Origin of the sequence: Mesoflavibacter sp. CH_XMU1404-2 (genome assembly GCF_037029465.1) — a bacterium.
Taxonomy (GTDB): domain Bacteria; phylum Bacteroidota; class Bacteroidia; order Flavobacteriales; family Flavobacteriaceae; genus Mesoflavibacter.
Map to the genome: position 1 here is coordinate 113,077 of NZ_JAYMEM010000005.1, position 24,172 is coordinate 137,248.

The window sequence follows — 24,172 nt, forward strand, 5'->3', positions numbered from 1 at the left end:
AAATTGAAATTATTTCTGGTTTCTTAACACAGGATTAAGCTCGTCATCATTGTACATTTTCATCTGCTTGTACACTTTCATGTACTTATCACCTTTAGAAATATCGTCTAAAAGTGTATCTATTGCAGTGCTTAAATCTACACGTTGCTCTAATAATACGTCAAGTTTTTTTTGGCAAGCTTCTCTATGTGCTTCGGTTGCATCTTCACGCGTTGCTTCCTCATGCATGTGATAGATTTTTAATGCTAAGATTGATAATCTATCTATTCCCCAAGCTGGACTTTCAGTATTAATAGTCGCATCTGCTTTAGGTGTAACGTCTTTATATTTTTCTAAAAAATAACTATCAATATACTCAACCATGTCTGTTCTGTCTTGGTTAGAGGCATCAATTTGTCTTTTCAGTTTTAAAGCTGCAATAGGATCTATTTGAGGATCTCTAATAATATCTTCGTAATGCCATTGTACGGTATCAATCCAACATTTACGGTATAATAAATGTTCTAAAAGGTTAGATTTTTCGTCGTAAGGATTTGCAAACGGTTGATCTACGGTATTGATAACGTGGTATTTTTCTATAACGTCTTGAAAAATTTTATTGGCTTTGTCTGTAAACATGTCTTGTAATTTAAGATTGTAAAATTACACATTTTAAAAATAAAATGAGCTATACATCAAAAGGCTTTACAAATAATAATAAATTTGTATTTCACTTTAAAAATTAAGTCATGATTGTTCATAATTTATCTGAAGAAAACTCTATCCTAAATCAATTTATAGCTGAACTTAGAGACGTTTCTGTTCAAAAAGACAGTATGCGTTTTAGACGAAATATTGAACGCATTGGTGAAATTTTAAGTTATGAAATGAGTAAAACTTTACAGTTTTCTACTAAAAAAATAACAACACCTTTAGCCGAAAAGGAAGTTAAAACTCATGACAACAATATTGTTTTATGCTCAGTTTTACGTGCTGGTGTACCATTACACAATGGGTTATTAAACTATTTTGATGCTGCAGAAAATGCATTTATATCGGCATATAGACATCATTTGGACAATCCAGAATCTTTTGAAATTGTGGTTGAATATTTAGCTTGTCCTGACTTAAATAACAAAACATTAATCTTGGCAGATCCGATGCTAGCAACTGGACAATCTTTAGTGGCAACATACAAAGCTTTACAACCTTTTGGAACACCTAAAAACTTACACATCTTCGCAGTTATTGGCGCAAAAGAAGGTGTTGATTATTTAGAAAAAAACTTGCCAAAAGACACACATTTATGGATTGCAACCATAGACGAAAAACTTAATAGTAAAGGCTACATAGTACCTGGTTTAGGTGATGCTGGCGACTTAGCTTTTGGTGAAAAACTACAACACTAAAAGTACTATTGGTGCTATGATTAATAGCAATAAGAACGTGTTTTTAAACCAATTATCGGTAATCGTTTCTATGTAATTCATGATAATTACAGATAATGGCGCAAATAAAAACAACAACTCACTACCATTTTTATTTGGAGTAATTATAATTATTGCACTGGCTAACATACAGGCTACAAACATGATTTTGTATGACGGTCTGTAGCTTCTCATTTTCTTTTTTATATCTGCTAAATAAAACACAGAAGACCATAAACCAAAAGACAATAAGATTGTTATTGCACCAATAAGTTGAAACGAATTGTATGCTGTATAATTAAAACTAAAGTCTATTCTCTGAGGAAAAATCGAAAAAATATCATCATAAAGTATTACTGAAATTGCAGACAAAATGATAATTAAAGTTGCTAAACCTAACACAGGTATGAAATAATATTTTGCTTTAGATTCAGAAAAAAATAATAGTGAAATTATGATTAACGGAAAGAATAAAATAGACCAAAAATAAAACACACTTGCTAGCCCAATTAAAAACCCAGAATCGAATAATTTTTTAATGATTTCTTTTTTAGACCGAATGCTAATCATTCGGCGTAAAGCCAATAAAATAAACACATTAGAGACAATTAGCTTTAAAGAAATAAACGATTGAGGGACAGCTAAAAAGAATAAAGCAACTACTAGTAATTCAATATTATTTTGCTGTGATAATCCGTTTTTTACTACTATAAAATGAAGTATTAACACCGAAAAATACGCCCCTAAAAACATAGTAATTTTCTCTCCTAAACCGTAATTAACGGATAGGTTTTCGGTAAACTTAAATCCTAACATAAAAAAGGATAAAAGCAGTATACAAAACACAATTAAAAAATTAATTGGTTTGGATTTACTAAAAATTGTTGTAATCATTAACTCTTTTTGTATTTTTGCTGTATAAATATACAATCATGAAAGATTTTTTTTACGCAATACAAGATTTATTTGTTAACGTTTTATTTGCGCCATTAGATGCTTTAAGAACACTAGAATTAGAAAACTGGTGGGCAGCTAATTTTATGAACTGGTTGTTCATGCTAGTTGGTTTAGTCGCATTTATCTATTGGATGGGTCAATTAAAAAAGTTTAATAACAACAACGAAGAAGATAAAAGTATCTCGTCTCATTCTTATTTATAAGTCGAAACCAATATCTTTTCTATAATACATCTTATCAAACTCTAGATTATTTTCTATAGTTTGGTAAGATTTTTTTATGGCCTCTTGGTAAGTTTCTCCGTAACTTGTAACCGCCATAACACGTCCGCCAGACGTTACTATTTTACCGTCTTTTTCTTGTGCACCAGCATGGAATAAAATAGAATCCATAGGCTTTTCTACTCCAAAAATTTCTTTTCCTTTTTCGTAAGCTTCAGGATATCCTCCAGACACTAACATGATTGTTGTTGCTGCTCTTTGATCTACTTCTAAAGTAACTTTATCTAATGTTTGATTTGCTATAGCATCCATTAAAACAACAAAGTCGTTTTTAAGTCTTGGTAAAACTACTTCTGTTTCTGGATCGCCCATACGCACGTTATATTCAATTACTTTTGGATCGTCACCAACTTTTATTAAGCCAATAAACACAAACCCTTTGTATGGTAAATTATCTTTTTGTAAACCTTCAATGGTTGGTTTTACAATTTGGTTTTCAATTTTATCTAAAAACGCTTGGTCTGCAAAAGGTACTGGAGATACTGCTCCCATTCCGCCAGTGTTTAAACCTGTATCACCTTCGCCAATACGCTTGTAATCTTTTGCTGTTGGAAGTATTTTATAGTTTTTACCATCGGTTAACACAAAACAACTTAATTCTATTCCGTCTAAAAACTCTTCGATAACTACTTTGGTACTCGCATCACCGAATTTAGCGTCTACAAGCATACTTTTTAGTTCGGCTTTAGCTTCCTCTAAATCATTTAAAATTACAACACCTTTACCAGCTGCTAATCCGTCTGCTTTTAATACATACGGCGGATTTAAAGTCTCTAAAAACGCATAACCGTCTTCTACATTTTGCGCGTTAAAACTTTGGTATGCTGCAGTAGGAATATTGTGTCTAAATAAAAATTCTTTTGCAAACTCTTTACTACCTTCTAAGGTTGCTGCTGCTTTTTGAGGTCCGATTACAGCGACGTTTTTAAGTTCTTCGTCTGCTAAAAAGTAGTCATGAACACCTTGCACTAAAGGATCTTCTGGTCCAACAATAACCATTTCTATATTGTTGTTTAGTACCACGCCTTTTATGGCAGGAAAATCGGTTACCGAAACTGGTACATTTTTAGCAATTTTTGCTGTTCCAGAGTTTCCTGGTGCTACAAAAAGGTTACCACATTTTTCGCTTTGCGCTAATTTCCAAGTTATTGTATGTTCTCTTCCGCCAGAACCTAATACTAAAATATTCATGAGTTGTTTGTTGTGTTGTTTGGCACAAAAATAATTATTTAAAAGAATTCTGTTAGGATTTAATCAGATAGTTTTAATATTTAAATTCGCTTTCAATTTGTAATTGAAATTTATCAAATATTGTCTATTTGAGTAATTTTGAAATATGAGAAATTGTATCGAGATCTATTTTAGTTAAAATTCTTGTTTTCGATACAAATTTTCACTCTTTCTAATCGTGAAAATTCACTCAAACTGACGAATTTCATTATAAAGTGTAATATATTTACAATATAAAATTCAACCTTTTGAAACGATTTGAATGGTCTTTACGTCTTAAAGGTTTCCCGATAAAGGAAGCTAAAAAAACGTTGCGCTTAATTGAAAGTTATGACGAGAAAGCATACGCCAATTTTTTAAGCAGACAATTACGAAGCATCGTCCAATTTCACTTAGAAAACACGCCATTTTATCAAGAGTTATGCAAAGGTATTGATACCAATAATTGGAACGAACTACCTGTGTTAACCAAAGCCAATTTACAGCAGCCTTTAAAAGACCGTTTATCTAACAAATACACCGAAAAAACGGTACATCAACATAAAACTTCTGGCTCTTCGGGTACGCCTTTTAGCTTTGCTAAAGACAATTTTGCACATGCAATGACTTGGGCTACGTTTATGCAACGTTATGCTTGGTATGATATTGATTTAAACACGTCTAAACAGGCACGTTTTTATGGAATTCCGCTAGACCAAAAAGGGTATTACAAAGAGCGTTTAAAAGATTGGTTGGGTAATCGTTATCGGTTTTCAGTTTTTGATTTGAGTGATGACGCTTTAGAACTTGTATTGAAAAAGTTTAAGCATACTAAATTTGATTACATTAACGGTTATACCAGTAGTATTGTACAGTTTGCGAAGTTTTTAGAGCGAAAAAACATTGTTTTAAAAGATATTTGTCCAACGTTAAACGTATGTATTGTAACGTCTGAGATGCTTTTTGAAACTGACAAACAATTGCTTGAAAGACAATTTAATATTCCAATTGTTAACGAATATGGCGCTGCAGAATTAGGTTTAATCGCTTTTAAAAACAAAAACAACCAATGGTTAGTTAATAGCAACCATTTGTATGTTGAAATTTTAGACGAGAACAACCAACCGTTACCCTACGGAGAGACAGGAAAAGTAGTAATTACTGATTTATTTAATCGTGCGCATCCGTTTATACGTTACGAACTTGGTGACATTGGAAGTTTATCTACAGCGAGTACTTTACAACAACCCATTTTAGAACATTTAACGGGTAGAACTAGTGATATTATTAAATTACCTAGTGGAAAAACCTCAGCAGGATTGACTTTTTATTACGTCACTAAAACCGTGATGGATAAAGAAGCCAATGTTAAAGAATTTGTTATCGAGCAAACTCAATTGGACACGTTTTTAATTAGTTACGTTGCTAAAAACGAATTAACCAATGAGCAAAAACAAGCAGTACAACACGCGGTTGATAAATACCTAGAGCCAAATCTTAAGCTAGTTTTTGAACAAAAAGAGGTATTATACCGTCAAAAAAGTGGAAAGCTGAAGCAGTTTATTTCTTCTTTATAGAAACAATCAGCTTAGATTTTACCATAAATTGTTCCCATAGAAAAATAAGCATTCTGTAAAGTGATTTTATAGTGCTAAACCCTAAGCCTTTTTTATAGACTAGGTAATTGTACTTAAGCATTTCTATCTTGTTAGAAGAGATAGAATTATCTCTAACACGATAATACGCTAAAGATTCCTGCATGCCTAACGCTGGTTTGCCTGACTTTTTAATTGCAGCTAACCATAATAACCAATCTTGTCTTTTTCTTAAATCTGGACTTGTTATTTTGCCTAAAGTTTTGGCATTGTACATTCCAGTTAAGTTGCCAATATAGTTTGTTTTTAGGTATTTGTTATAGGTAAGTTTTGGTAAGGCTTGTACTAGTTTATATAATGGTTTACCGCTCTCATCTATTTGCTCGTAACTAGAAAAACTAACGTAGCAATTATGAGTTTGCATAAATTGTATTTGTAGGTCTAGCTTATTGGGTTTCCATAAATCATCTGCGTCTAAAAACGCGATGTAATCTCCTTTTGCTTCGAGTATTCCTTTGTTTCGGGATTTTGAAGCACCTAAATTAGTTTGGTTTTGAAGTAGTTTGATGTTAGTGTATTTCTGCTTAAAACCTTCAACAATTTGAATGGTATTATCTGTTGAACCATCGTCTATAAGCAACAATTCCCAATTAGAATAGGTTTGATTTACAACGCTATTAATAGTTTTCAGAATAAATTTTTCTGAATTATACATTGGAGTAATAATGGACACTAAAGGTTGCATTAATAGGCTTGTTTTTGTCCCTTAAAGATATTAATTGTAGTCTGAAAAATGATTTTTAAATCTAAAACTAGTGACCAATTTTCGATATAAAAGTTATCGTATTTAACACGGTTTATAATGTCTTCATCATTTTTAACTTCTCCTCTATACCCTTTTATTTGCGCTAAACCGGTTACTCCTGGTTTTACATTGTGTCTAAAAATGAAGTTATATTTATCTATTTTTTTCGAATAATCTTCTGTGTAAGACAACATATGTGGTCTTGGTCCTACAACGCTCATATCTCCTTTTAAAACGTTATAAAATTGAGGTATCTCGTCTATGCTTGTTTTCCTTAAAAACTTACCAATTGTGGTTAATCTGTTATCATCTTGAGTGACGTAAGTTCCTTTAACTTCTTTAGTTTCTCTTAAGGATCTAAATTTATAGCAATCAAACTCTTTATAGTTAATCCCGTTACGTTTGTGCTTATAAAATAAAGGTCCTTTAGATTCTAGTTTTATTAAAATGAATAATAGCGGCGTTAACCATGATAAAATAAAAACTATTATAAATAACGAAAACAAAACATCAAAAGTACGCTTAACCAATTTATTAAAACTATTATTTAAAGCGACTTCCTGCATGGACAAGACAGGTAGATAATTGTAATAATCGGTTTTTAATCGCTTTGTTATTAATTTATTGGTTTTGGGAATAAACTTGATATTGCAATGGTGCAAATTGGCGTATTTAACGTATTTATTAACTTGATTTTCTGTAAGCTCGTCAATCGAACAATAAATCTCGTCAATACCAGAATTTTCATTTAAAAATTGAAAGCTATCTTCTATGTTACCTGTAAATTCGTTTTCATTTTTAGTGTTAGCAAACATTCCTTTTAGCTGGTATCCTAACTCTTTTTTCAGGTTAAATAGCTGTTTTAGCTCTAAAGCACCTTCACTTTTACCTATTATTACTACGCGCCTTACGTTTCCTTTTAAATAACTTCTAAAAGTTTTTAAAACATAAAAGCTGATTAATTTGACAGAGGCTATACAAGCAAAACTATAAAGAAGATACGTTAATGTAGTAAAAGCCTGAATATCTATACTTCTAAATATCCCTATGAAAGCAAATACAATGACTGCAAAAACAAAAAATTGTTTAATTATTAGTGAAATTATATTTAAAACAGAGGTATACCTGTATACCTCATAAAAGTTGATTAAAGACGTTGAAATTAACCAAGCAATAGTCGAATAAAATATATACAGTAAGTGCTTATTATTTAATAAAGCTGATGAGAAAAAGTAAAGATTTTCTTCATTAAAATTGAATACATAAAACGCGAAAATATTGATGACAAAAATGTCAAAAAGCACTAAAAACGGTCTTAACAACCAAGAGTATCTTCCGCGTTTAAACTCCATAAATTATTTATGGTAATTAGTAAAATCTTTGTGTTCACTTTTATAAAGCTCGTCTTCAGTAAGACTTTTAAAATATTCGAAAGTTTTTTTCATTCCTTCTGATCTACCTACTTTTGGTTCCCAACCTAAAATGTCTTTTGCTCTAGTAATGTCTGGTTGGCGCTGCATAGGGTCGTCAACTGGTAAATCTTTATAAATTACTTTTTGATCTGTACCTGTTAATTGGATAATTTCTTCAGCAAAATCTTTAATTGAAATTTCATGAGGATTACCAATGTTTACTGGGTTTGCATAATCACTTAAAAGCAATCTATAAATACCATCTACTTGGTCAGACACGTAACAAAACGAACGTGTTTGAGAACCATCACCAAAAACTGTTAAATCCTCACCACGTAACGCTTGTCCCATAAATGCTGGTATAACACGACCGTCATTAAGTCGCATACGTGGTCCATAAGTATTAAAAATACGAACTATTCTGGTTTCTAAACCATGAAATCTGTGATACGCCATAGTAATGGCTTCTTGAAAACGTTTAGCTTCGTCATAAACACCTCTTGGACCAATGGTGTTTACATTGCCATAATAATCTTCTGTTTGAGGATGAACTAATGGATCACCATACACTTCTGATGTAGAAGCAATAAGCATTCTTGCACCTTTAGAACGTGCTAATCCTAAACAGTTATGCGTACCTAAACTACCAACTTTTAAGGTTTGAATAGGAATTTTTAAATAATCTATAGGACTTGCAGGTGAAGCAAAATGAAGAATATAATCTAAATCACCTTCTATATTGATGTAATTGGTTACATCGTGCTCTACAAACTTGAAATTAGAGTTTCCGGTAAGATGTGCTATGTTTTTAGAATCGCCAGTAATAAAGTTATCCATACCTATAACATAGTAGCCTTCGCTAACAAATTTATCGCATAGATGAGATCCTAAAAAACCAGCTGCACCTGTAATTAAAACTCTTTTTTGACTCATTATCTTCCTATTGAAATGTATTTAAAACCTTCGTTTTGTACTTCATTAACTTCGTATAAATTACGACCATCAAAAATAGTGTGACCTTTCATTAAGTCTTTCATTTTTGAAAAATTAGGTGTTCTAAAAATACTCCATTCTGTAGAAATAACTAAAGCATCTGCATTTTCTAAAGTATCATACATGTTATCTGCAAAAGTAATTTTGTCTCCTAATTTGCGCTTTACATTTGGCATCGCTTCTGGATCAAAAGCTTTGATATTACATCCTTGAGATAAAAGTTGGTCAATCATATATAATGAAGGCGCCTCACGAATATCGTCTGTTTCTGGTTTAAAGGCCAATCCCCAAATAGCAATATTTTTTCCTTTTAAATCATTGTTGAAATGGTTTTCTATTTTAGGAATTAATACCAGTTTTTGTCTGGCGTTAACATTGATTACAGCATCTAAAATTTTGAAGTTGTAATTATTATCCAAACCTGATTTGTGTAAGGCTTTTACATCCTTTGGGAAACATGATCCGCCATAACCAATACCTGGAAATAAGAATCGTTTACCGATACGCGAGTCAGTACCCATACCAATACGCACCTTATCTACGTCTGCACCAACTTTTTCACAGAAATTGGCTATCTCATTCATAAACGTAATTTTAGCTGCTAAAAACGAGTTTGAGGCGTATTTAGTAAGCTCGGCAGATTTTTCATCCATTATGATAATTGGATTGCCAGATCTAACGTATGGTTTATATAGTTTTTCCATCAGTTTTGTTGCGCGCTCGCTACTTGATCCTACAACAATACGTTCTGGTTTTAAAAAATCGTCTACAGCAAATCCTTCTCTTAAAAACTCTGGGTTTGAAACTACGTCAAATTCTACTTTTGCGTGTTTTGCGATTGTCTCTTTAACTTTATCTGAAGTCCCAACAGGTACGGTACTTTTATCAACTATTACTTTATAATCTTTGATTAGTTTTCCTATATCGTCTGCTACGCCTAAAATATATTTTAGGTCTGCTGAGCCGTCTTCATCTTCTGGTGTTGGTAATGCAAGGAAAATGATATCTCCATGCTCTAAACCTTCTTCTAAACTAGTAGAAAACTTTAAACGGTTTGCTTTTATATTTCTTTCGAAAAGTACATCTAAATGAGGTTCGTAAATAGGCACCTCACCATTTTGCATTTTTTGTACTTTATCTGAGTCTATGTCTATGCATAATACTTCGTTACCTGTTTCGGCTAAACATGTTCCTGTTACTAAACCTACGTAACCTGTACCTATTACTGCTATTTTCATATATATATTTCTAAATTTTAAGCCTTATAAAAAGCTAATTTTATTTTGCTTATTTAGAATAAAAATTGGGTTAATTAAGAATAATTCTCTGTATCTACAAATATAAAATTTTGCAACTAAAGTCTACGTTTTAATTATGCTTTTAATCTAAACTTTGAAATTTTGAATTTAAGCTCTTATAGTTTTTTAAAAAAGACTTAAGAGTTTTAATCACCTCTTCTTCTTTATTGCTCTTAATATTATTCAACAATATTTTAAATACTTTTTTTATCTTTTTTTGAGAGAGATTTTGTTTTGTTTTTATTTTGAATATTTCAGAATGCTGAGTTCGTAATAATTTTGAACTCTCTTCTAATAACTCCTCATGAAGTTTTTCTCCGGGTCTTAATCCAACAACTTTAATTACTACTTCTTCATTTTTTAAATTCAATTCATTAATTGCTTGATTAAGCATTTGTTGTACCGTAATCGCTTTACCCATATCAAATAAAAATAAATCACCGTTTTTAAATATTTTAATGCTTTCTAACAAAAGAGTTATTACTTTATCAATGGTAATTATATATCTAGACGCTTCTTTATTAGTTAATAAAATCGTTTTGTTTTTTTCTAATTGTTTTTTAAAAAGAGGTATCACAGACCCATTAGAATTAATGATGTTTCCGAACCTTATAGTCAAAAATGATGTTTTTGATAACTTTTTTGAGGCAATAAAGTCTATATACTTCTCAGCCATCAATTTTGTTGCTCCCATAACACTTGATGGGTTAACAGCTTTATCCGTTGAAAAAAATACAAAATGAGACACTTTATATTTCACTGCTAAATCTGCTAAATTTTTTGTAGCAATTGTATTATTTAATACTCCGGCTATTGGATTTTTTTCTATTACAGGAACATGTTTGTATGCTGCTGCATGAAATAAAAAGTCAATCTTATTTTTTTTTAAGATTTCTTTTAAAGCTTTTTTGTTATTAATATTTTCTAAAATAAAATTTACATTTATTTTTTCTGAGATTTTGTTATTAAGACTTTGTTGTAAATAAAATAATGCCGTTTCTGAGTTATCTAAAAGAATAATCTTTTTAGGGTTTAGACTGATTATTTTGTGTGTAATTGCACTTCCTATTGTGCCTGCAGCACCTGTTATTAATATAATTTTATTATCAAACATTAAAGATTGTCTTTTAATAACGTATTAACTTGGTTGGCTATGTAAGTTTTTTCTTCATCTTTTAAACTTGAACCAGAAGGTAAACATAAACCTTTTTTAAATAAATTTTCACATACACTTTCTCCAAAGTAAAGATTATTTTTAAAAACAGGCTGCAAATGTAGAGGCTTCCATAAAGCTCTTGCTTCAATATTTTTAGAATTTAAAAAAACTAAAGCCTCATTAACAGTAATATTAGTTTTTGAATTAATTAATATACAGGTTAGCCAATGATTTGAAAAGTAATTTTCATTTGGTTCATCAAATACTTTTATATTAATGTTATTCTTAAAAGCTTTACTATAAAAGTTATGATTTTCTCTTCTTTGTTTAACTCTTTCTTTAATTAATTCTAATTGAGCGATACCAATTGCAGCAGAAATATTACTTAGCCTATAATTATAACCTACTTCTTTATGCTCATAAAAAAATGCTTTTTCTTTTGCTTGAGTTGCTAAGTAAAGTGCTTTCTCTTTACTTTTTTTATCCCTAGTGATAATGGCACCACCGCCGGAAGTTGTAATAATTTTATTACCGTTAAAAGACACTATTGAATAATTTCCAAAAGAACCACACTTAGTTTTTTTATACTTGGAACCTAATGCTTCTGCAGCGTCTTCTATTACTGGTATTTTATATTTATTTGCAACTTCTAAAATCTCTTCAATTTTAGCTGGCATACCATAAATATTTGCAAATATTATAGCTTTAGGTTTTTTATAGTTTCCTATTCTACTTTTTATTGCTTCTTCTAAAAAAACAGGGGACATATTCCAAGTATCTTCTTCACTATCTATAAAAATAGGGTTAGCCCCTAAATATGTAATAGGATTAGCTGTTGCACAAAAACTAAAACTTTGACATAAAACCTCATCTTCTACACCAACATTTAACATTTTTAAAGCTATATGAATAGCAGAGGTACCTGAATTTAATGCTGTAAAATAATTTTTACCCGATAAATACAATTCAAGTTTATTTTCAAATTCTACCAATTGAGGTCCAACTGGAGCTATCCAATTACTATCTAACGCATTTTTTATATATTTTTCCTCATTTACAGCTTTGTGAGGTGGAGACAACCAAATTTTATCTTTCATTTAAAAAAGTTTTAATTAAATAATAAATGTCATTTTTAAAACTAAGCTCTTTTACATACTTAATATTTAACTCAACCTTTTTGGGCCAGATTACTTCTTTATTATATGCTTCAGTATCTTTTTGATGTTGTAGCAGGTACTCTTCATTTTTAAATAGGATTGATGCTGGTCCAGTAACACCGGGCTTAACTGTTAATACAATAGCTGCTTCTCCTTCTAAATTATCTGCAAAACCAGTTATATCTGGTCTTGGACCAACAAAACTCATTTCTCCTTTTAAGATATTTATTATTTGAGGTGTTTCATCTAATTTAGATTTTCTTAAAAGTTTTCCAAACCAGGATACTGTATTGTTTTTCCTATACGTTTTAATCTTGTAGATTATAAATTTTTCTTTCTTGTAGCCTATTCTTTCTTGAAAAAAAACTCCAAACGAAGTAGTATCTATACTTGCTAAAATAATTAGGATTAAAAGAAGCCACCAGAGAAATAGTAAAAACATTAAAGCAACTAAAAAATCTAATATAGACTTTATTTTTATATAATTTTTTTTGCTGCTTTTCATTTCGTATTAAAATCTAATATGCCTTTTCCTCTCCTCTTATAGCATTTAATGTAGTTTTAATAATAATTTTTAGATCTAAAATAAAAGACCAATTTTCTATGTAGAATATATCTAACCTAACTCTATTAACAATATCTTGGTGTTTTTCAATTTCTCCTCTGTATCCTCTAATTTGTGCTAAGCCTGTAATTCCTGGTTTAACTAATTGTCTTACTCTAAATTTATCAACCTTTTTCGCATACATATCTGTATGAGAAACCATATGTGGTCGTGGTCCTACTACTGACATTTGCCCTAAGAACACATTAAAAAACTGAGGCAACTCATCTATACTACTTTTTCTTAAAAACTTACCAATCTTAGTTACTCTAGCATCGTTTTTTGTAGCTTGTTTAGTATGAGAAAATTCATTTATTGTCATAGATCTAAACTTATAACACATAAATTTTGAGTGACCTTTACCATTTCTTAACTGCTTAAAGAAAATTGGACCTTTAGACTCAAATTTTATAAAAATAGCAATAATTGGTATTAACCAAGATAGCAGAAAAATTATTACTAGCGATGAAAAACAAACATCAAATATTCTCTTTATCGTTCTGTTTAATACATCGTCTAAAGGTATTTTTCTAATGTATAAAACAGGAATATAGTCATAGAATTGATAACTAAGCTTTTTTGCATAAACTTCTTTGCTATCTGGGACAAACATTAACTCTTTTAGGTTATTATCTGAAAATCTAATTAAGTTATTTATTTGACTATTGGACAACTCTGCAACAGAAAAGTAAATTTTATCAATTTTATTATTTGAAATAAACCTCAAACTATCTTTAAGACTAAAATCTGGGTGATTAGGGTTAAATTGTTTGACCAAATCAAACCCATAACCTGCTCTTTCATCAAAAAAGTCTACTAGTTTATTTATTTTACTGTTGTTACCTATTATTACTATTCTTTTGGAATCTTTATGATATTTATATCTAGACTTAGTAATAAAAAAATACATCAATATTTTAAAAATAAATATTATTGTAAAGCTTCCTATGATGTAATAAAAAATATTTAATGAGCTAAAAGATATTTGCTTAAAAAAACCTAGAAATGCATAAATTAAGATAGAAAAATTAAAAAATTGATTAATCATCAATTTTATTATTCTTAATTTTTTTGAATCAATATGTCTTGGTAGGTTATAAAACCTATTCTTTATTGAAATAATAAACCAACAAAATACAATATATACTAAAAACAATAGCAGCTTAGAGCAAGTGACATTTGCCAAAAATATACCAAAAACTATAACAGTAATATCAAACGCAACTGTTAAAGCTGTTATTTTGCTTGAAAAGTTTATATTTTGAATTTTCAAAGTAGGTTGGGTTGTCTTTGGTTACTAATTATTGCTTTAGCTAAACAAATATAGCAAATTTATATACGAGAAATTGTATTTTGATACTAACTAAAATAATACTTTTTACTAAAAATGATTAATTAATCAGTTGTAAATTTAGTTCTGTTAAATAGACTTGTAAAAATTGTAGTAAAGATTAGTCCTCTTTGGACCCATAAAAAAGATTCTGTAAAGAATGTAACAATTAATATAAAACTAATATAGATAAAAGTATAATTTAATGATAAATAAGCATTTTTAAAATTTAAAAACAAAAAGATTATTAATATCAAAAAACCAATAATTCCAGATTCTGCCATTATTTGTGCATATTGGTTATGATAATTATAAGTATAAAACCCTTTGTAAGTGTTATAAGATTTATGCTTTTTCTCTAAGTCTACTCTGGAAGCAAACAAGCCAAAACCTTTCCAAAAAATATTATCTTCTTCTATTTGTTCTTTTAATAATCTTAATTGAAATAGTCTAAAAGAAGTACCTGTCCACATATAAACCTTATTAAATTTTTCTTTGGTTAAAACCTCTTCAATTTTAGTAAACTTACTTTCTGTTTCAAATCTTTCATAAAGTTTACTTAAAGCAAAAAACAGAATTACAATTCCAATCACTGATACAATTATTAGTTTACTTTTTTTAATATTGATTTTATTTTTTGATATTATAAAAACAGTCAAAACAAATAAGGTGTCTGTTAAAATAATGAGTTTTGAAGATAGTAATATGACTGAAAGAGATAATATTAATATTGAAAACTTATCAAAAATTGACTTTTGCTTTTTAAACAAAAAATACATTAAACTTGTAGAGAAAAAAACAGAAGCATATATAGCATTTAAGTCTAAAACCTTAACTAAACTATGATAAAAAAAGACATCTTTATCTTTTGTTAGTATAAAAGAATATGTAGCATATAACAAAAAGAACAAGGCATATAAAACATTTGATATTGAAAAATATTTTACAACCTTAATTACTTGATTTTTTTTAAATAATGGTATAAAATGAAAGGCTAAAGGTATCAAAGCCATAGTAATGAGTCTAGATATTCCTCTTTTTGTAAGCGGTATATCTATTGTCCAAAAATAAGTTAAAGCAAGAAACGCATATAATACAATTAATAGGATTAATGGTTTTGAAAAAACTATTTTGGTTTTATTAATTATGAAGTATACTAGAGATAAAAAAATAAAAATACCTGTACCAATACTACTTGGTGCATAACCAATAAATAAAGTAGAAAGGATTAGAGCTAGAAGATAAACAAATAAATTTTCATTATTTATTATTTTTTTGATAGTCTTCATAGCATTTAATTATAAATTTTAAATATAAATCATTAATATATTTCCAATCAAACTTATTTAAAATTAATTCTTTGCATTTTTCAACTTTATCTTTATAGCTTTCTTTATTTAAAGAGGTTAAATGCTTAGCAACATCATCTGCATCTTTAAAATAAAAAGCGTTGTCTTTTAGGATAGATTTGTTAAATACGTTGTCATTTGCAATTATTAAACAATTTGATGCCATAGCTTCTAGTAAAGAAGGATTGGTACCTCCTACTGAATGTCCGTGAAAATATAAATTAGAATAATATCTAAGGTTATTTAGTTTCTCAAGATCATATATTCCTCCTAAAAACCTAATATTTTTTGAGTTTTTAAATTTTTCTTTTAAGTATATTCCAAATTTATTATCATATTTTCCAACTACTAAAAATGGTAAATTAGAATTAGATCTTTGTACTCCTTCTAAAATAGTTTCTATGTTATTTTCAGGTTCTAGCCTAGCAATTAACATATTATAACCATTAGCCTCAACATCAAACTCTTTTATAAATTTTACATCTGACTGAGTAAATATCTCTGCACCGTAAGCAATGTATTCTGAATTTACATTATACTCTTGTTTCAAGTAATCTTGTATTCCTATAGAATCTGAAATTAAAAAGTCACTTGATTTAACCGCTAATTTTTCTGCATATTTTAAAAACTTTTGGACTTTTTTAGAATATTTAGATCGTTTCCACTCTAAACCATCCATATTTGTTATAATGACTGGTTTTTTTGGCAACAACCAATGCCAAATAGAATTACTTGTATAGCCTAATTGTAAAATAACATCAAAGTTTTGTTTTTTAGAGTTTAGTATACAATTATAATCATATATAAATTGTCCCACTGTACCAATTTTGTCTTCTGGATCTTTACAGTGAATAATATTTACACCTTTAAAACTTTTATCTTGATATGGATGATTTGACGAGTTATACACATAAACTTCATGACCTTTATTTGCTAGATAAACCGAAAAAAACTCAGCAAATTGCTCAAAACCTCCATGATAATTTGGTACACCTCTAGTGCCTAATATTGCTATTTTCATTAACTAATTTCTTTTGTTAGTTTTTCTAAACCAAGTAAACATCCTAAAAACAAAGATAAAATACCATTAATATTATATAAACCACTAATAATTAGAGTTGAAAATAATAGATAGAATCCAAAACCAGAAATAAATTTTCTTATCAAGTTTAATTTTAAATTATCATTATTGTCAAAATAGGTTTTTATATACAATCTTAGAAGAAATAATAAGTAAAAGAAAAGCCCTAAAAGACCTGATTTAAAAATTAAAAAGGCGTACCCATTATGAAGTATTGGTATTTCTTTTTCAGGTATACCAGATATTAAATAGTCTATTTCTAAATCTACTTTGGCGCCTAAACCATTACCTATAACAATTGCAGGCAAACCTTTATCAAAAGTTTGTTCAAAAGCTTTTTTGGCTTCATAGCTTCTCCACTTGTCCCATAAATCTGAATGATCTTCAATATTTATTTCTGAAGAGAAAACCTCTTGAGGAGCTATCTTTACCTTGTACAAAAACCCTTCTACACCTGGTGCTCCTCTTTCTAAATCTGTATTGTTTAAAATCGCAAAAAATATAATTAAAGACAATACAAGTCCTGATATTACCATTATTGACTTTGTTGATAGTTTAGTAAACCCATAAACAGATAATAATAATATAACAATACCAATTATTTGTGTTCTAGAAAAATAAAGTAATGCAGAGGAAGCTAAAAGCAAAAAAATAAATCTTCTTCTTGATTTAGAAAATGTTATACCTATCTTTTTTCTAGCTATAAAAAAAACAAAACCAAGAATTTCTATTAAACTTCCTTTACCTGACCTATATCTTAATACAGTAATTGGCTCATCACTAAAAAACCAATCTATAGCTATAATAATATGTATTGATGCAAAAAAAAGCGAAAGATATATAATCAATTTAAAAAAGAAAGACCAATCTTTTATCCTTAAGATAACCATATATCCTAACAATATCATTAAGATTGGTTTTAAGTAATATAATAATCCTTTTAAAATATCAAAAGCAGAAGATTTATACACAAAAGTATTAGGGATAGCTACTATAATAATTAATGATAAAAGAAGTAATACTTCTATTAATGGCTTTGTTATTTTAATTTTTGGGAGATAAAAAATTGTTAGTAACAAAGTTAGTAAGAACGAAAACTCAAAAGATTTTACCCAAAAAACAGATAATATAAAAACAGCTAAAACATATTTGTTAAGCTTTGTCTTATTTATTTTTAAACTTAAATTATCCATTAATCTTTAATCTAATGCTAGTTTATAAGCTTCTAAAGTCTTTTCTGCCGTTTTATTCCAATTATAATCTTTTTCTATTCTACTTTTTAAATTGTTATTAAACGAATTTGAATAAGCATTGTCTACCGCTTTCTTTATTGTCTCTAGACTTTCTGGTTCGCAATAATAAGCATCTTTTTTAAAATACTCTTGCTGATCTCCTTTTTTTGAAATTACAATATTGCATCCAGAATATGCTGCTTCTAAAGAAGCTAAACCAGTTGTTTCAAACCAACTTGCTAGTACATGTACTTTTGCTCTTCTAAAAATCTCTACCAAATCTTCTTGAGATTGATGCGAAATAAAATGAATGTTTTTACAAGCAACTTGCTTACAATTATCATAATAAGATTTTGAATTTGATGCTGCAGAGCCAATTATAAAAACATCGTATTTAGTATTGTTTAATGCTTTTATAATGTTTAATTGATTTTTTACTGGTGTAATTTGTCCAACACACACTACAGCTCCTTCAAATTTATCAAATTTATTATTGTTTGTTCGGTTTTTAGAAAAAACACTAATATCTATAGCGTTAGGTATTACCATATACCTTTGTTTGGTGTTATAAGCTTTTAAAAGCCTATTATATTCACTCTCAGAGTTTGGTAAAAGAACCTTTGCCCCTTTTATTATTTTTTGTATTGATTTTTTTTGACCATTATAAAGGTAGCTTATATTGGTTAGTTTATCATGCCCTTTTAAAATTCTTGCAATAGCTTTAAGATATTCTAAATTGTTGTTTTTTAAAAGCTTTATTAATAATCTTCTGTAAAATTTTGGGTGATTTTTTTCGGCTTCTGAAAAGTCTACAAAAATAGTTGATACAACATAAGGTTTTTTGCTTTCTTTTATTGTTCCTAATAAATCTGCTGGTCTACAAATATTAAAAAGATGTATTAAATCGTACTTATTATACTCTATTTTCTCTCCTACGGTTTTGATATCTACATTAACAACATTGGTTTTATTTAAAAACTCTGATGTTTTTGTAATCTGCATTGTATCGCCGCCAGGATGTGAAAACAATGTTGCCCGACCAATCATTAAAATCCTTTTCATTGAAAAAATATAGTAAAGTTTATTTCCAAGATGATAAATCTTTAGAAATCATATTTTCGGTATTGATTATGCTGTTTTTATAAATCTTTTTAAGCATTTCCTTTTCTGCTTCTAATTTAGGCTTTTCTGCTTTTTGATTGTAAATAATTGGCTTAAGTTTTTCTTTAATACTATTTGGAAAAAGACTCTTTATAATATCAGAGTTTAGAATTTTTTTTAAGAAAGGAAATCTTGCTTCTCTGTATTTATTATGCTCTACTTTTGAAGACAATGAGAATTCTGTTGAAATATTTAAATATCTAAATATGTTCTGTAAGGTATTATCTGTATCTTTTTGAAGAGATTCACTAAGAATTATTAATAGCTGAGAATCTGGAAAATTGCTTTTGTACTCTTCAATTTGTTTATCATAAAAACCAATCTCAACGTACTCTTGATAAAACTTTTTATATTTTTCTTTATTAGTTAAAACCTCTTTTAAAGACACATTTATGTACCCTAAACTAACATCCATTAAGTAATGAGAAACCGCTCTTTCTACAGGGTTTCTTAAGACAATGATTATTTTGGATTTTGGATTAAAATCACTTATTCTAGAGGCAGTATGCTTGTTAAATAAGTAAGACGAACTTAAATCTCCAACAACTTTATATTCTTTATCTGATTCATATAGTTTTAAATATTCTTCTTTATTATCTACTATTTTTGTTTTGTAGTAGGTGTTTTTTACTTCAGGTGAAGAAAAAAAATGAGGCTCTTTAAGTGACGGTATAAAAACCTCTGGATGCTCTTGCAGATAGTGAAACAAAGATGTTGTACCTGATTTTGGCGTACCAACAATAAAAAAATTAGGGGATAATGTCATCAAAGCAAATTTATAAAGTAACTATTCTTTTAAACCTATTTTTAATTGCCGGAATAGCTCCGCAAAGATACAAATCTAAAATAGATAGGTCTTGTTGTGTTCCTAAAACTTGAATTCTTGGTAACGTGTGTAAATGGTTAATATGTTTGTTAAATATATTTCCCATTCTTGTAGTTGTAGCTGTTTTAAAAACTTTAGTTTGCTTAAGATTATTTACCTCTTTTTCATTAATCTCATTTGATGTACCAAAAGGATAAGCAAAATGATTTGACACCTTATCTATCTTAGCTTCAATTTCTGTTTTTGAAGTTAAAATTTCTTCTATCTGTTCTGCTTCTGATAGCGTATTTAGAGCCAAATGATTTTGTGTATGACAACCAATTGTTACTAATGAATCTTTTGAAAGTTTTTTTATTTCTTCCCAAGTCAAAGATTCTTTTTTTACATAATCTTTTAGGGTTTTATTATAATGTTTTTCTAGATAATTAAAAATTAGATCTTGTTCTTTTTCTGTAGCATTAATCATTAGTTCTCTAATCTTTATAAAACTTATGTTTTTTTGTTTTTTATTTTTTGTATCAAACCCTAATAACTTTTCTTGATAGAAAAATTTAACATAATCATTCTCTAATAAGATGTCTTCTAGCATATACCACCATAATTTACCTGTATGATTTGGATAACAATTAGTAATATAAATTGTAAAAGGTATATTATGCTTTTTAAATATTGGATAAGCTAATGTTAGGTTGTCTTTATAACCATCATCAAAAGTTATTACAATAAACTTTTTTTTAAATTTTGATTTGTTTTTTAACCTCTCATTTATTTGATCTAAGGATATTAGGTCATATTTCTTTTTAAGATAAACCAGCATTTTCTCTAAGTAAAAAACCTCTATCTCATTAGCTTTCATCAAGTTTATTCTGTCTTTATTATCATGTTTTACTACTACTTTATGCATAAATAAAATAGAGCCTTCTCCTGCATAAAGTTTTTTAAAAAAAATATTTATGGGCAGATACTTTAAAACGTTAATAACAAAGTCTTTATTCATTTTTTTGTGATTGTATTCTCTTTAATACGTTTACTTTTTTTCCAAATACTATTTTGAAAAAATCAATATGAGCAAAATATATTGCACTTTGTTTAATTTTATCTTCAACAAATAGAGCTTTTATATATTTTGCCAATGTTGAGATTAATATTATTGGAAGATACATTAAGTAGTATTTTTTATAAAACTTTAATCCGTTTAATAAATATAAATACTCTCTTAAAAAATTACTCTTTGATGTGGCTCCAACATGATCAAAAACTTTAGATCTTGTATTAACTATAAAATTATAATTATTGTTTTTTGCATGTTTACAAAAATCTGTTTCTTCCCAATACATAAAATAATCCTCTGGTAAAACACCTAAATTTTTAAATGTATTGATATTTGTAAAAAGTGATGCACCTGCTATTGCATCTAACTTATCAATATCTTCTTCTTTTTTTATATCTATAACTCCGTGGATAAATCGCTTTACCTTAAATCCGCCACAGTACATTACTTCTTCCCTTTTATTATAGTAATGAATAATGTTACCTACTATTGTTTTTTTCTTTCCCTTAGCTAAACTAACAAGGTCTTTTAATACATTTTTTTCTACTTCTGTATCTGGGTTTAACAACCATACATAAGAATTGTTTAAACTGTGTGTTAGCGGTTTTAACACAATATTGTTTCCTGCCCCAAAACCATTGTTTAATTTACTTTCTACGATAGTTATTAAAGGTAGATTTGTTTTTAAATGTTTATGTACATCTTGTTCTTTTGCAGATATAACTTTATGGGATAATTGTTGGTTTTGACTCCATTCTTTTAGCTTTAAGACACTATTATCTGTAGATGAGTTGTCTACTATAAAAAGATTAAAGTTATTATAAGTAGACTTTAATAAGCTAGATATACAGTCTATTGTATAATTCCAACAATTATAATTAACAATAACTATACTAACATTATCTATGTTATTATTGTTACCTATTTCCATTGTTGTAAATCTTTATTTAATAACTGTTCTAGCTTATTAATATCTTCTAAAAATATACCTTGTAAGTACTCTTTATCTTCTAATTGTAAGGTTGGTTTTTTTTCTTGTTTAAAAAACACTTTTTCATTTAAGTAGACCTTAATAGGATTTGGCAATAGTACTTTTAATAATCCTACTTTATTTTTATATTTTAACAACAGTTTAGACAGCTTACTCTTTGGCACAACATATGGATTGTGTACTTTGTTATAATCAATATTATCTATGTAATTAGCGTCGATATTTAAAAATTGGCAAATCTCTTTAAGGTGATTTGCTGTATCTTTTATAAAATCTTCATAAATAATTACTTTTACTTGACTTTTACCAAAAGTATCAAAATAGGTTTTGACTTGATTGTAATACTGGCCTATATCTATATATAAATGTGCTTTACCCCATATTTTAGGTTCAATTTTAACATCGTTTAAAATAGCTTGTTTAAAATTTGTTTCCGATTGATTTCCGTCTTTTAAATCCATTAAAAAATGAGAAAAAGCACGTTGTATAGGATTACGTAAAATCATAATCACTTTTGCTTCCGGAAAGTCTTTACAAATACGATTTGCAGCTAATTTATCCCATAAATATGAAGGTGATGCATCTGCTACTATTTTTTGATTACCTACCTCATCATACAAAGAATAGTAAACATTAGCATCTTTAATAATTTTATTATGATAAAACTTACCTTTTTTAGGTTTTATGTAAGCCGAAGGATTATGCGCCTCTGCATCTGAATAGTAATTAGGCTCTTTTACATTTGGAAAATAAATATCTGGATGCTGAGCTAAATAATTATATAATGATGTTGTGCCAGACTTTGCAGCTCCGACAATAAAAAGATTTATGTTAGGCTTTTTTATTTCCATATAGATAAATCTATGTTTAACAACTGTTCTGTTTTTTCTATATCTTCTTTAAAGTAAGTATTGGTAATACTTTGTACTTCTTCTGGTAATAATTTTTTGTCCTTAGCTGGTTTTTGATTTATGTTATTAATTTTTGACGCAACTTTAAACTTAAAGTTTTCTGAAATTGGTAGCAAACCAAATAATTTTTTAATTGGGTTATTCTTATTAAAAATTAGGTTTCTAATTAGTTTAGATTTTGGCTCTGAAGCTTCATTACTTTTTTTTGAAGCATCTAATTTTTGGTAAGGAACAGCTACAAAATCTTGCAACTGTTTTAAGGTATCATCAATATTGTTAATTATGTTGTTTTCAAAAATAAATACTTTAACATTTTCTCTTCCAAACACATCAATGTATCTTTTTATTTGATCATAATACAATCCTCTACTTATATAACTAAAATGATTTTTGTTATAATATGTATCTTCTTTTAGTCTAGAATACTCTTCTTTTAAAGCCGTCTTAAAATCTAAATTTTCAAAACCTCTTCTTTTGCTCATTAGATAATGAGAATATGCTCTTCTAGCTGGTTGACGCAGTACAATAATAATTTTTAAATCCGTACCTAAAACCTCTTTTATTCTTTCTGGTATATTTTTAAAAAACAAATACTCTGGTGTAAATACACCTATTTTCTTGTTGTTTTTATCACCTTTAAAAAAGGTTTGTAGCCACCAATCTAATCCTTTATTAAAACGCTGGTCAATATCAAAAAAATGAGCTTCTTTTCGTTCTGGTAAATATATATTAGGATGATGTTTTAATACATCATGTAAGGTTGTAGTGCCTGCTTTTTGTGTACCAACACATATAAAATCTATAGGTTTACTCATCTCTATACTTAATTACTTTAGCCGGTATACCACCAACAATTGCATTTTCTGGTACATCTTTAGTTACAACTGCATTTGCGGCTACTATTGCTCCAGAATTAATTGTAACTCCTTTAGTTATTACAACACCATGTCCTAACCAAACATTATCTTTTATGTAAACAGGTTCTGTTTTTATACCTTGATTAATCATATCGTTATTTAAATCGATAAAATTATGGTCAGTATCTCTTATAGAAACACAATTAGCAATCATCACATTTTTACCAATTTCTACTTTTTCATTTACACCTATAACAGAATAAGATCCTATATAAGAGTTTTCTCCTAAAATTAAATCTCCAGATCCTTGTATTAAAATATCATGCTTTAAGTGTGTATTATTTTTTAAAGTTATTTTTAGAGCTGTATTAGCTTCAAAAAAAGGTCTTAAGTTTACTCTTTTTTCAATAGTAGTTTTACCCTCAACTTTAAGAATTGAAGCATAAATAATTTTGTTGACTAAAGTAAACCACTTTCTATTTAATTTTGTAATTAACTTCAACATAAATA

Annotated in this window: 24 protein-coding genes; 3 read left to right on the forward strand and 21 right to left on the reverse strand. The window is 28.4% G+C overall.

Translation table 11 applies throughout. The annotated features are described in order from the left end of the window. Nucleotides 1-9 precede the first annotated feature (9 nt). Nucleotides 10-618 carry a DUF4254 domain-containing protein gene (locus tag WA327_RS03880; RefSeq protein WP_336066703.1) on the reverse strand — a complete coding sequence of 203 codons (609 nt, stop codon included), beginning with the start codon at nucleotides 616-618 and terminating at the stop codon, nucleotides 10-12. 110 nt (nucleotides 619-728) lie between these two features. Between WA327_RS03880 and upp the strand changes: the two genes are divergently transcribed. Further along, complete coding sequence (gene upp / locus WA327_RS03885; RefSeq protein WP_336066705.1) at nucleotides 729-1,388, forward strand: uracil phosphoribosyltransferase; 660 nt, start codon at nucleotides 729-731, stop codon at nucleotides 1,386-1,388. Here the strand turns inward: upp and WA327_RS03890 are convergent. After that, nucleotides 1,377-2,300, reverse strand: coding sequence for a DUF6427 family protein (locus tag WA327_RS03890; RefSeq protein WP_336066706.1), 924 nt, complete (start codon nucleotides 2,298-2,300; stop codon nucleotides 1,377-1,379). The genes upp and WA327_RS03890 overlap by 12 nt on opposite strands. A gap of 38 nt (nucleotides 2,301-2,338) precedes the next feature. Between WA327_RS03890 and WA327_RS03895 the strand changes: the two genes are divergently transcribed. Then, a complete protein-coding gene (locus WA327_RS03895; RefSeq protein ID WP_336066708.1) occupies nucleotides 2,339-2,566 on the forward strand; it encodes a DUF6341 family protein in 228 nt (75 codons plus the stop codon). Here WA327_RS03895 and purD read toward each other — a convergent pair. Beyond that, nucleotides 2,561-3,835 carry a phosphoribosylamine--glycine ligase gene (gene purD, locus WA327_RS03900; RefSeq protein WP_336066711.1) on the reverse strand — a complete coding sequence of 425 codons (1,275 nt, stop codon included), beginning with the start codon at nucleotides 3,833-3,835 and terminating at the stop codon, nucleotides 2,561-2,563. The two genes, WA327_RS03895 and purD, sit on opposite strands and share 6 nt — an antisense overlap. A gap of 287 nt (nucleotides 3,836-4,122) precedes the next feature. On the opposite strand from purD, the gene WA327_RS03905 reads away from it, so the two are divergent. After that, a complete protein-coding gene (locus WA327_RS03905; protein WP_336066713.1) occupies nucleotides 4,123-5,430 on the forward strand; it encodes a phenylacetate--CoA ligase family protein in 1,308 nt (435 codons plus the stop codon). Here WA327_RS03905 and WA327_RS03910 read toward each other — a convergent pair. The 18 genes from WA327_RS03910 to WA327_RS03995 all read right to left on the reverse strand — a co-directional run bounded on the left by WA327_RS03910 (nucleotide 5,414) and on the right by WA327_RS03995 (nucleotide 24,167). Beyond that, entirely contained in the window at nucleotides 5,414-6,193 is a 780-nt protein-coding gene (locus WA327_RS03910) for a glycosyltransferase family 2 protein (RefSeq protein ID WP_336066715.1), read from the reverse strand. The genes WA327_RS03905 and WA327_RS03910 overlap by 17 nt on opposite strands. Then, complete coding sequence (locus WA327_RS03915; protein ID WP_336066717.1) at nucleotides 6,193-7,605, reverse strand: exopolysaccharide biosynthesis polyprenyl glycosylphosphotransferase; 1,413 nt, start codon at nucleotides 7,603-7,605, stop codon at nucleotides 6,193-6,195. The genes WA327_RS03910 and WA327_RS03915 overlap by 1 nt, the downstream gene beginning before the upstream one ends. 3 nt (nucleotides 7,606-7,608) lie before the next feature. Beyond that, the gene (locus tag WA327_RS03920; protein ID WP_336066719.1) at nucleotides 7,609-8,598 is read right to left on the reverse strand and encodes a UDP-glucuronic acid decarboxylase family protein; all 990 of its coding nucleotides are present in this window, start codon (nucleotides 8,596-8,598) and stop codon (nucleotides 7,609-7,611) included. Continuing rightward, a complete protein-coding gene (locus WA327_RS03925) occupies nucleotides 8,598-9,896 on the reverse strand; it encodes a UDP-glucose/GDP-mannose dehydrogenase family protein (protein ID WP_336066721.1) in 1,299 nt (432 codons plus the stop codon). Before WA327_RS03925 ends, WA327_RS03920 begins: the two co-directional genes overlap by 1 nt. 142 nt (nucleotides 9,897-10,038) lie before the next feature. Then, on the reverse strand, nucleotides 10,039-11,070 hold the full coding sequence (locus tag WA327_RS03930) for a polysaccharide biosynthesis protein (protein ID WP_336066724.1): 1,032 nt from the start codon (nucleotides 11,068-11,070) through the stop codon (nucleotides 10,039-10,041). Beyond that, nucleotides 11,070-12,209, reverse strand: coding sequence for an aminotransferase class I/II-fold pyridoxal phosphate-dependent enzyme (locus WA327_RS03935; protein ID WP_336066726.1), 1,140 nt, complete (start codon nucleotides 12,207-12,209; stop codon nucleotides 11,070-11,072). Before WA327_RS03935 ends, WA327_RS03930 begins: the two co-directional genes overlap by 1 nt. Next, nucleotides 12,199-12,774 (reverse strand): sugar transferase, encoded by a 576-nt coding sequence (locus tag WA327_RS03940; RefSeq protein WP_336066729.1) that lies wholly within the window; start codon nucleotides 12,772-12,774, stop codon nucleotides 12,199-12,201. Before WA327_RS03940 ends, WA327_RS03935 begins: the two co-directional genes overlap by 11 nt. 13 nt (nucleotides 12,775-12,787) lie before the next feature. Beyond that, nucleotides 12,788-14,146, reverse strand: a complete 1,359-nt coding sequence (locus WA327_RS03945) for an exopolysaccharide biosynthesis polyprenyl glycosylphosphotransferase (protein ID WP_336066732.1) — start codon at nucleotides 14,144-14,146, stop codon at nucleotides 12,788-12,790. Between the two features lie 122 nt (nucleotides 14,147-14,268). Continuing rightward, nucleotides 14,269-15,492, reverse strand: coding sequence for an O-antigen ligase family protein (locus tag WA327_RS03950; protein WP_336066735.1), 1,224 nt, complete (start codon nucleotides 15,490-15,492; stop codon nucleotides 14,269-14,271). Further along, entirely contained in the window at nucleotides 15,464-16,573 is a 1,110-nt protein-coding gene (locus tag WA327_RS03955) for a DUF1972 domain-containing protein (protein ID WP_336066737.1), read from the reverse strand. Before WA327_RS03955 ends, WA327_RS03950 begins: the two co-directional genes overlap by 29 nt. Beyond that, the gene (locus WA327_RS03960) at nucleotides 16,573-17,826 is read right to left on the reverse strand and encodes a hypothetical protein (protein WP_336066739.1); all 1,254 of its coding nucleotides are present in this window, start codon (nucleotides 17,824-17,826) and stop codon (nucleotides 16,573-16,575) included. Before WA327_RS03960 ends, WA327_RS03955 begins: the two co-directional genes overlap by 1 nt. Before the next feature lie 6 nt (nucleotides 17,827-17,832). Then, complete coding sequence (locus WA327_RS03965) at nucleotides 17,833-18,927, reverse strand: glycosyltransferase (RefSeq protein ID WP_336066741.1); 1,095 nt, start codon at nucleotides 18,925-18,927, stop codon at nucleotides 17,833-17,835. 19 nt (nucleotides 18,928-18,946) lie between these two features. Then, the gene (locus WA327_RS03970; RefSeq protein WP_336066743.1) at nucleotides 18,947-19,792 is read right to left on the reverse strand and encodes a sulfotransferase; all 846 of its coding nucleotides are present in this window, start codon (nucleotides 19,790-19,792) and stop codon (nucleotides 18,947-18,949) included. Nucleotides 19,793-19,802: 10 nt separating this feature from the next. Continuing rightward, nucleotides 19,803-20,849, reverse strand: a complete 1,047-nt coding sequence (locus WA327_RS03975) for a polysaccharide deacetylase family protein (protein ID WP_336066745.1) — start codon at nucleotides 20,847-20,849, stop codon at nucleotides 19,803-19,805. After that, on the reverse strand, nucleotides 20,842-21,834 hold the full coding sequence (locus tag WA327_RS03980; protein ID WP_336066748.1) for a glycosyltransferase: 993 nt from the start codon (nucleotides 21,832-21,834) through the stop codon (nucleotides 20,842-20,844). The genes WA327_RS03975 and WA327_RS03980 overlap by 8 nt, the downstream gene beginning before the upstream one ends. Next, nucleotides 21,825-22,745 (reverse strand): sulfotransferase, encoded by a 921-nt coding sequence (locus WA327_RS03985; protein ID WP_336066750.1) that lies wholly within the window; start codon nucleotides 22,743-22,745, stop codon nucleotides 21,825-21,827. Before WA327_RS03985 ends, WA327_RS03980 begins: the two co-directional genes overlap by 10 nt. After that, nucleotides 22,736-23,620, reverse strand: coding sequence for a sulfotransferase domain-containing protein (locus WA327_RS03990; RefSeq protein WP_336066753.1), 885 nt, complete (start codon nucleotides 23,618-23,620; stop codon nucleotides 22,736-22,738). Before WA327_RS03990 ends, WA327_RS03985 begins: the two co-directional genes overlap by 10 nt. Beyond that, nucleotides 23,613-24,167: an acyltransferase gene (locus tag WA327_RS03995; RefSeq protein ID WP_336066755.1), complete on the reverse strand. Its 555-nt coding sequence runs from the start codon at nucleotides 24,165-24,167 to the stop codon at nucleotides 23,613-23,615. The genes WA327_RS03990 and WA327_RS03995 overlap by 8 nt, the downstream gene beginning before the upstream one ends. Between the last annotated feature and the right edge of the window lie 5 nt (nucleotides 24,168-24,172).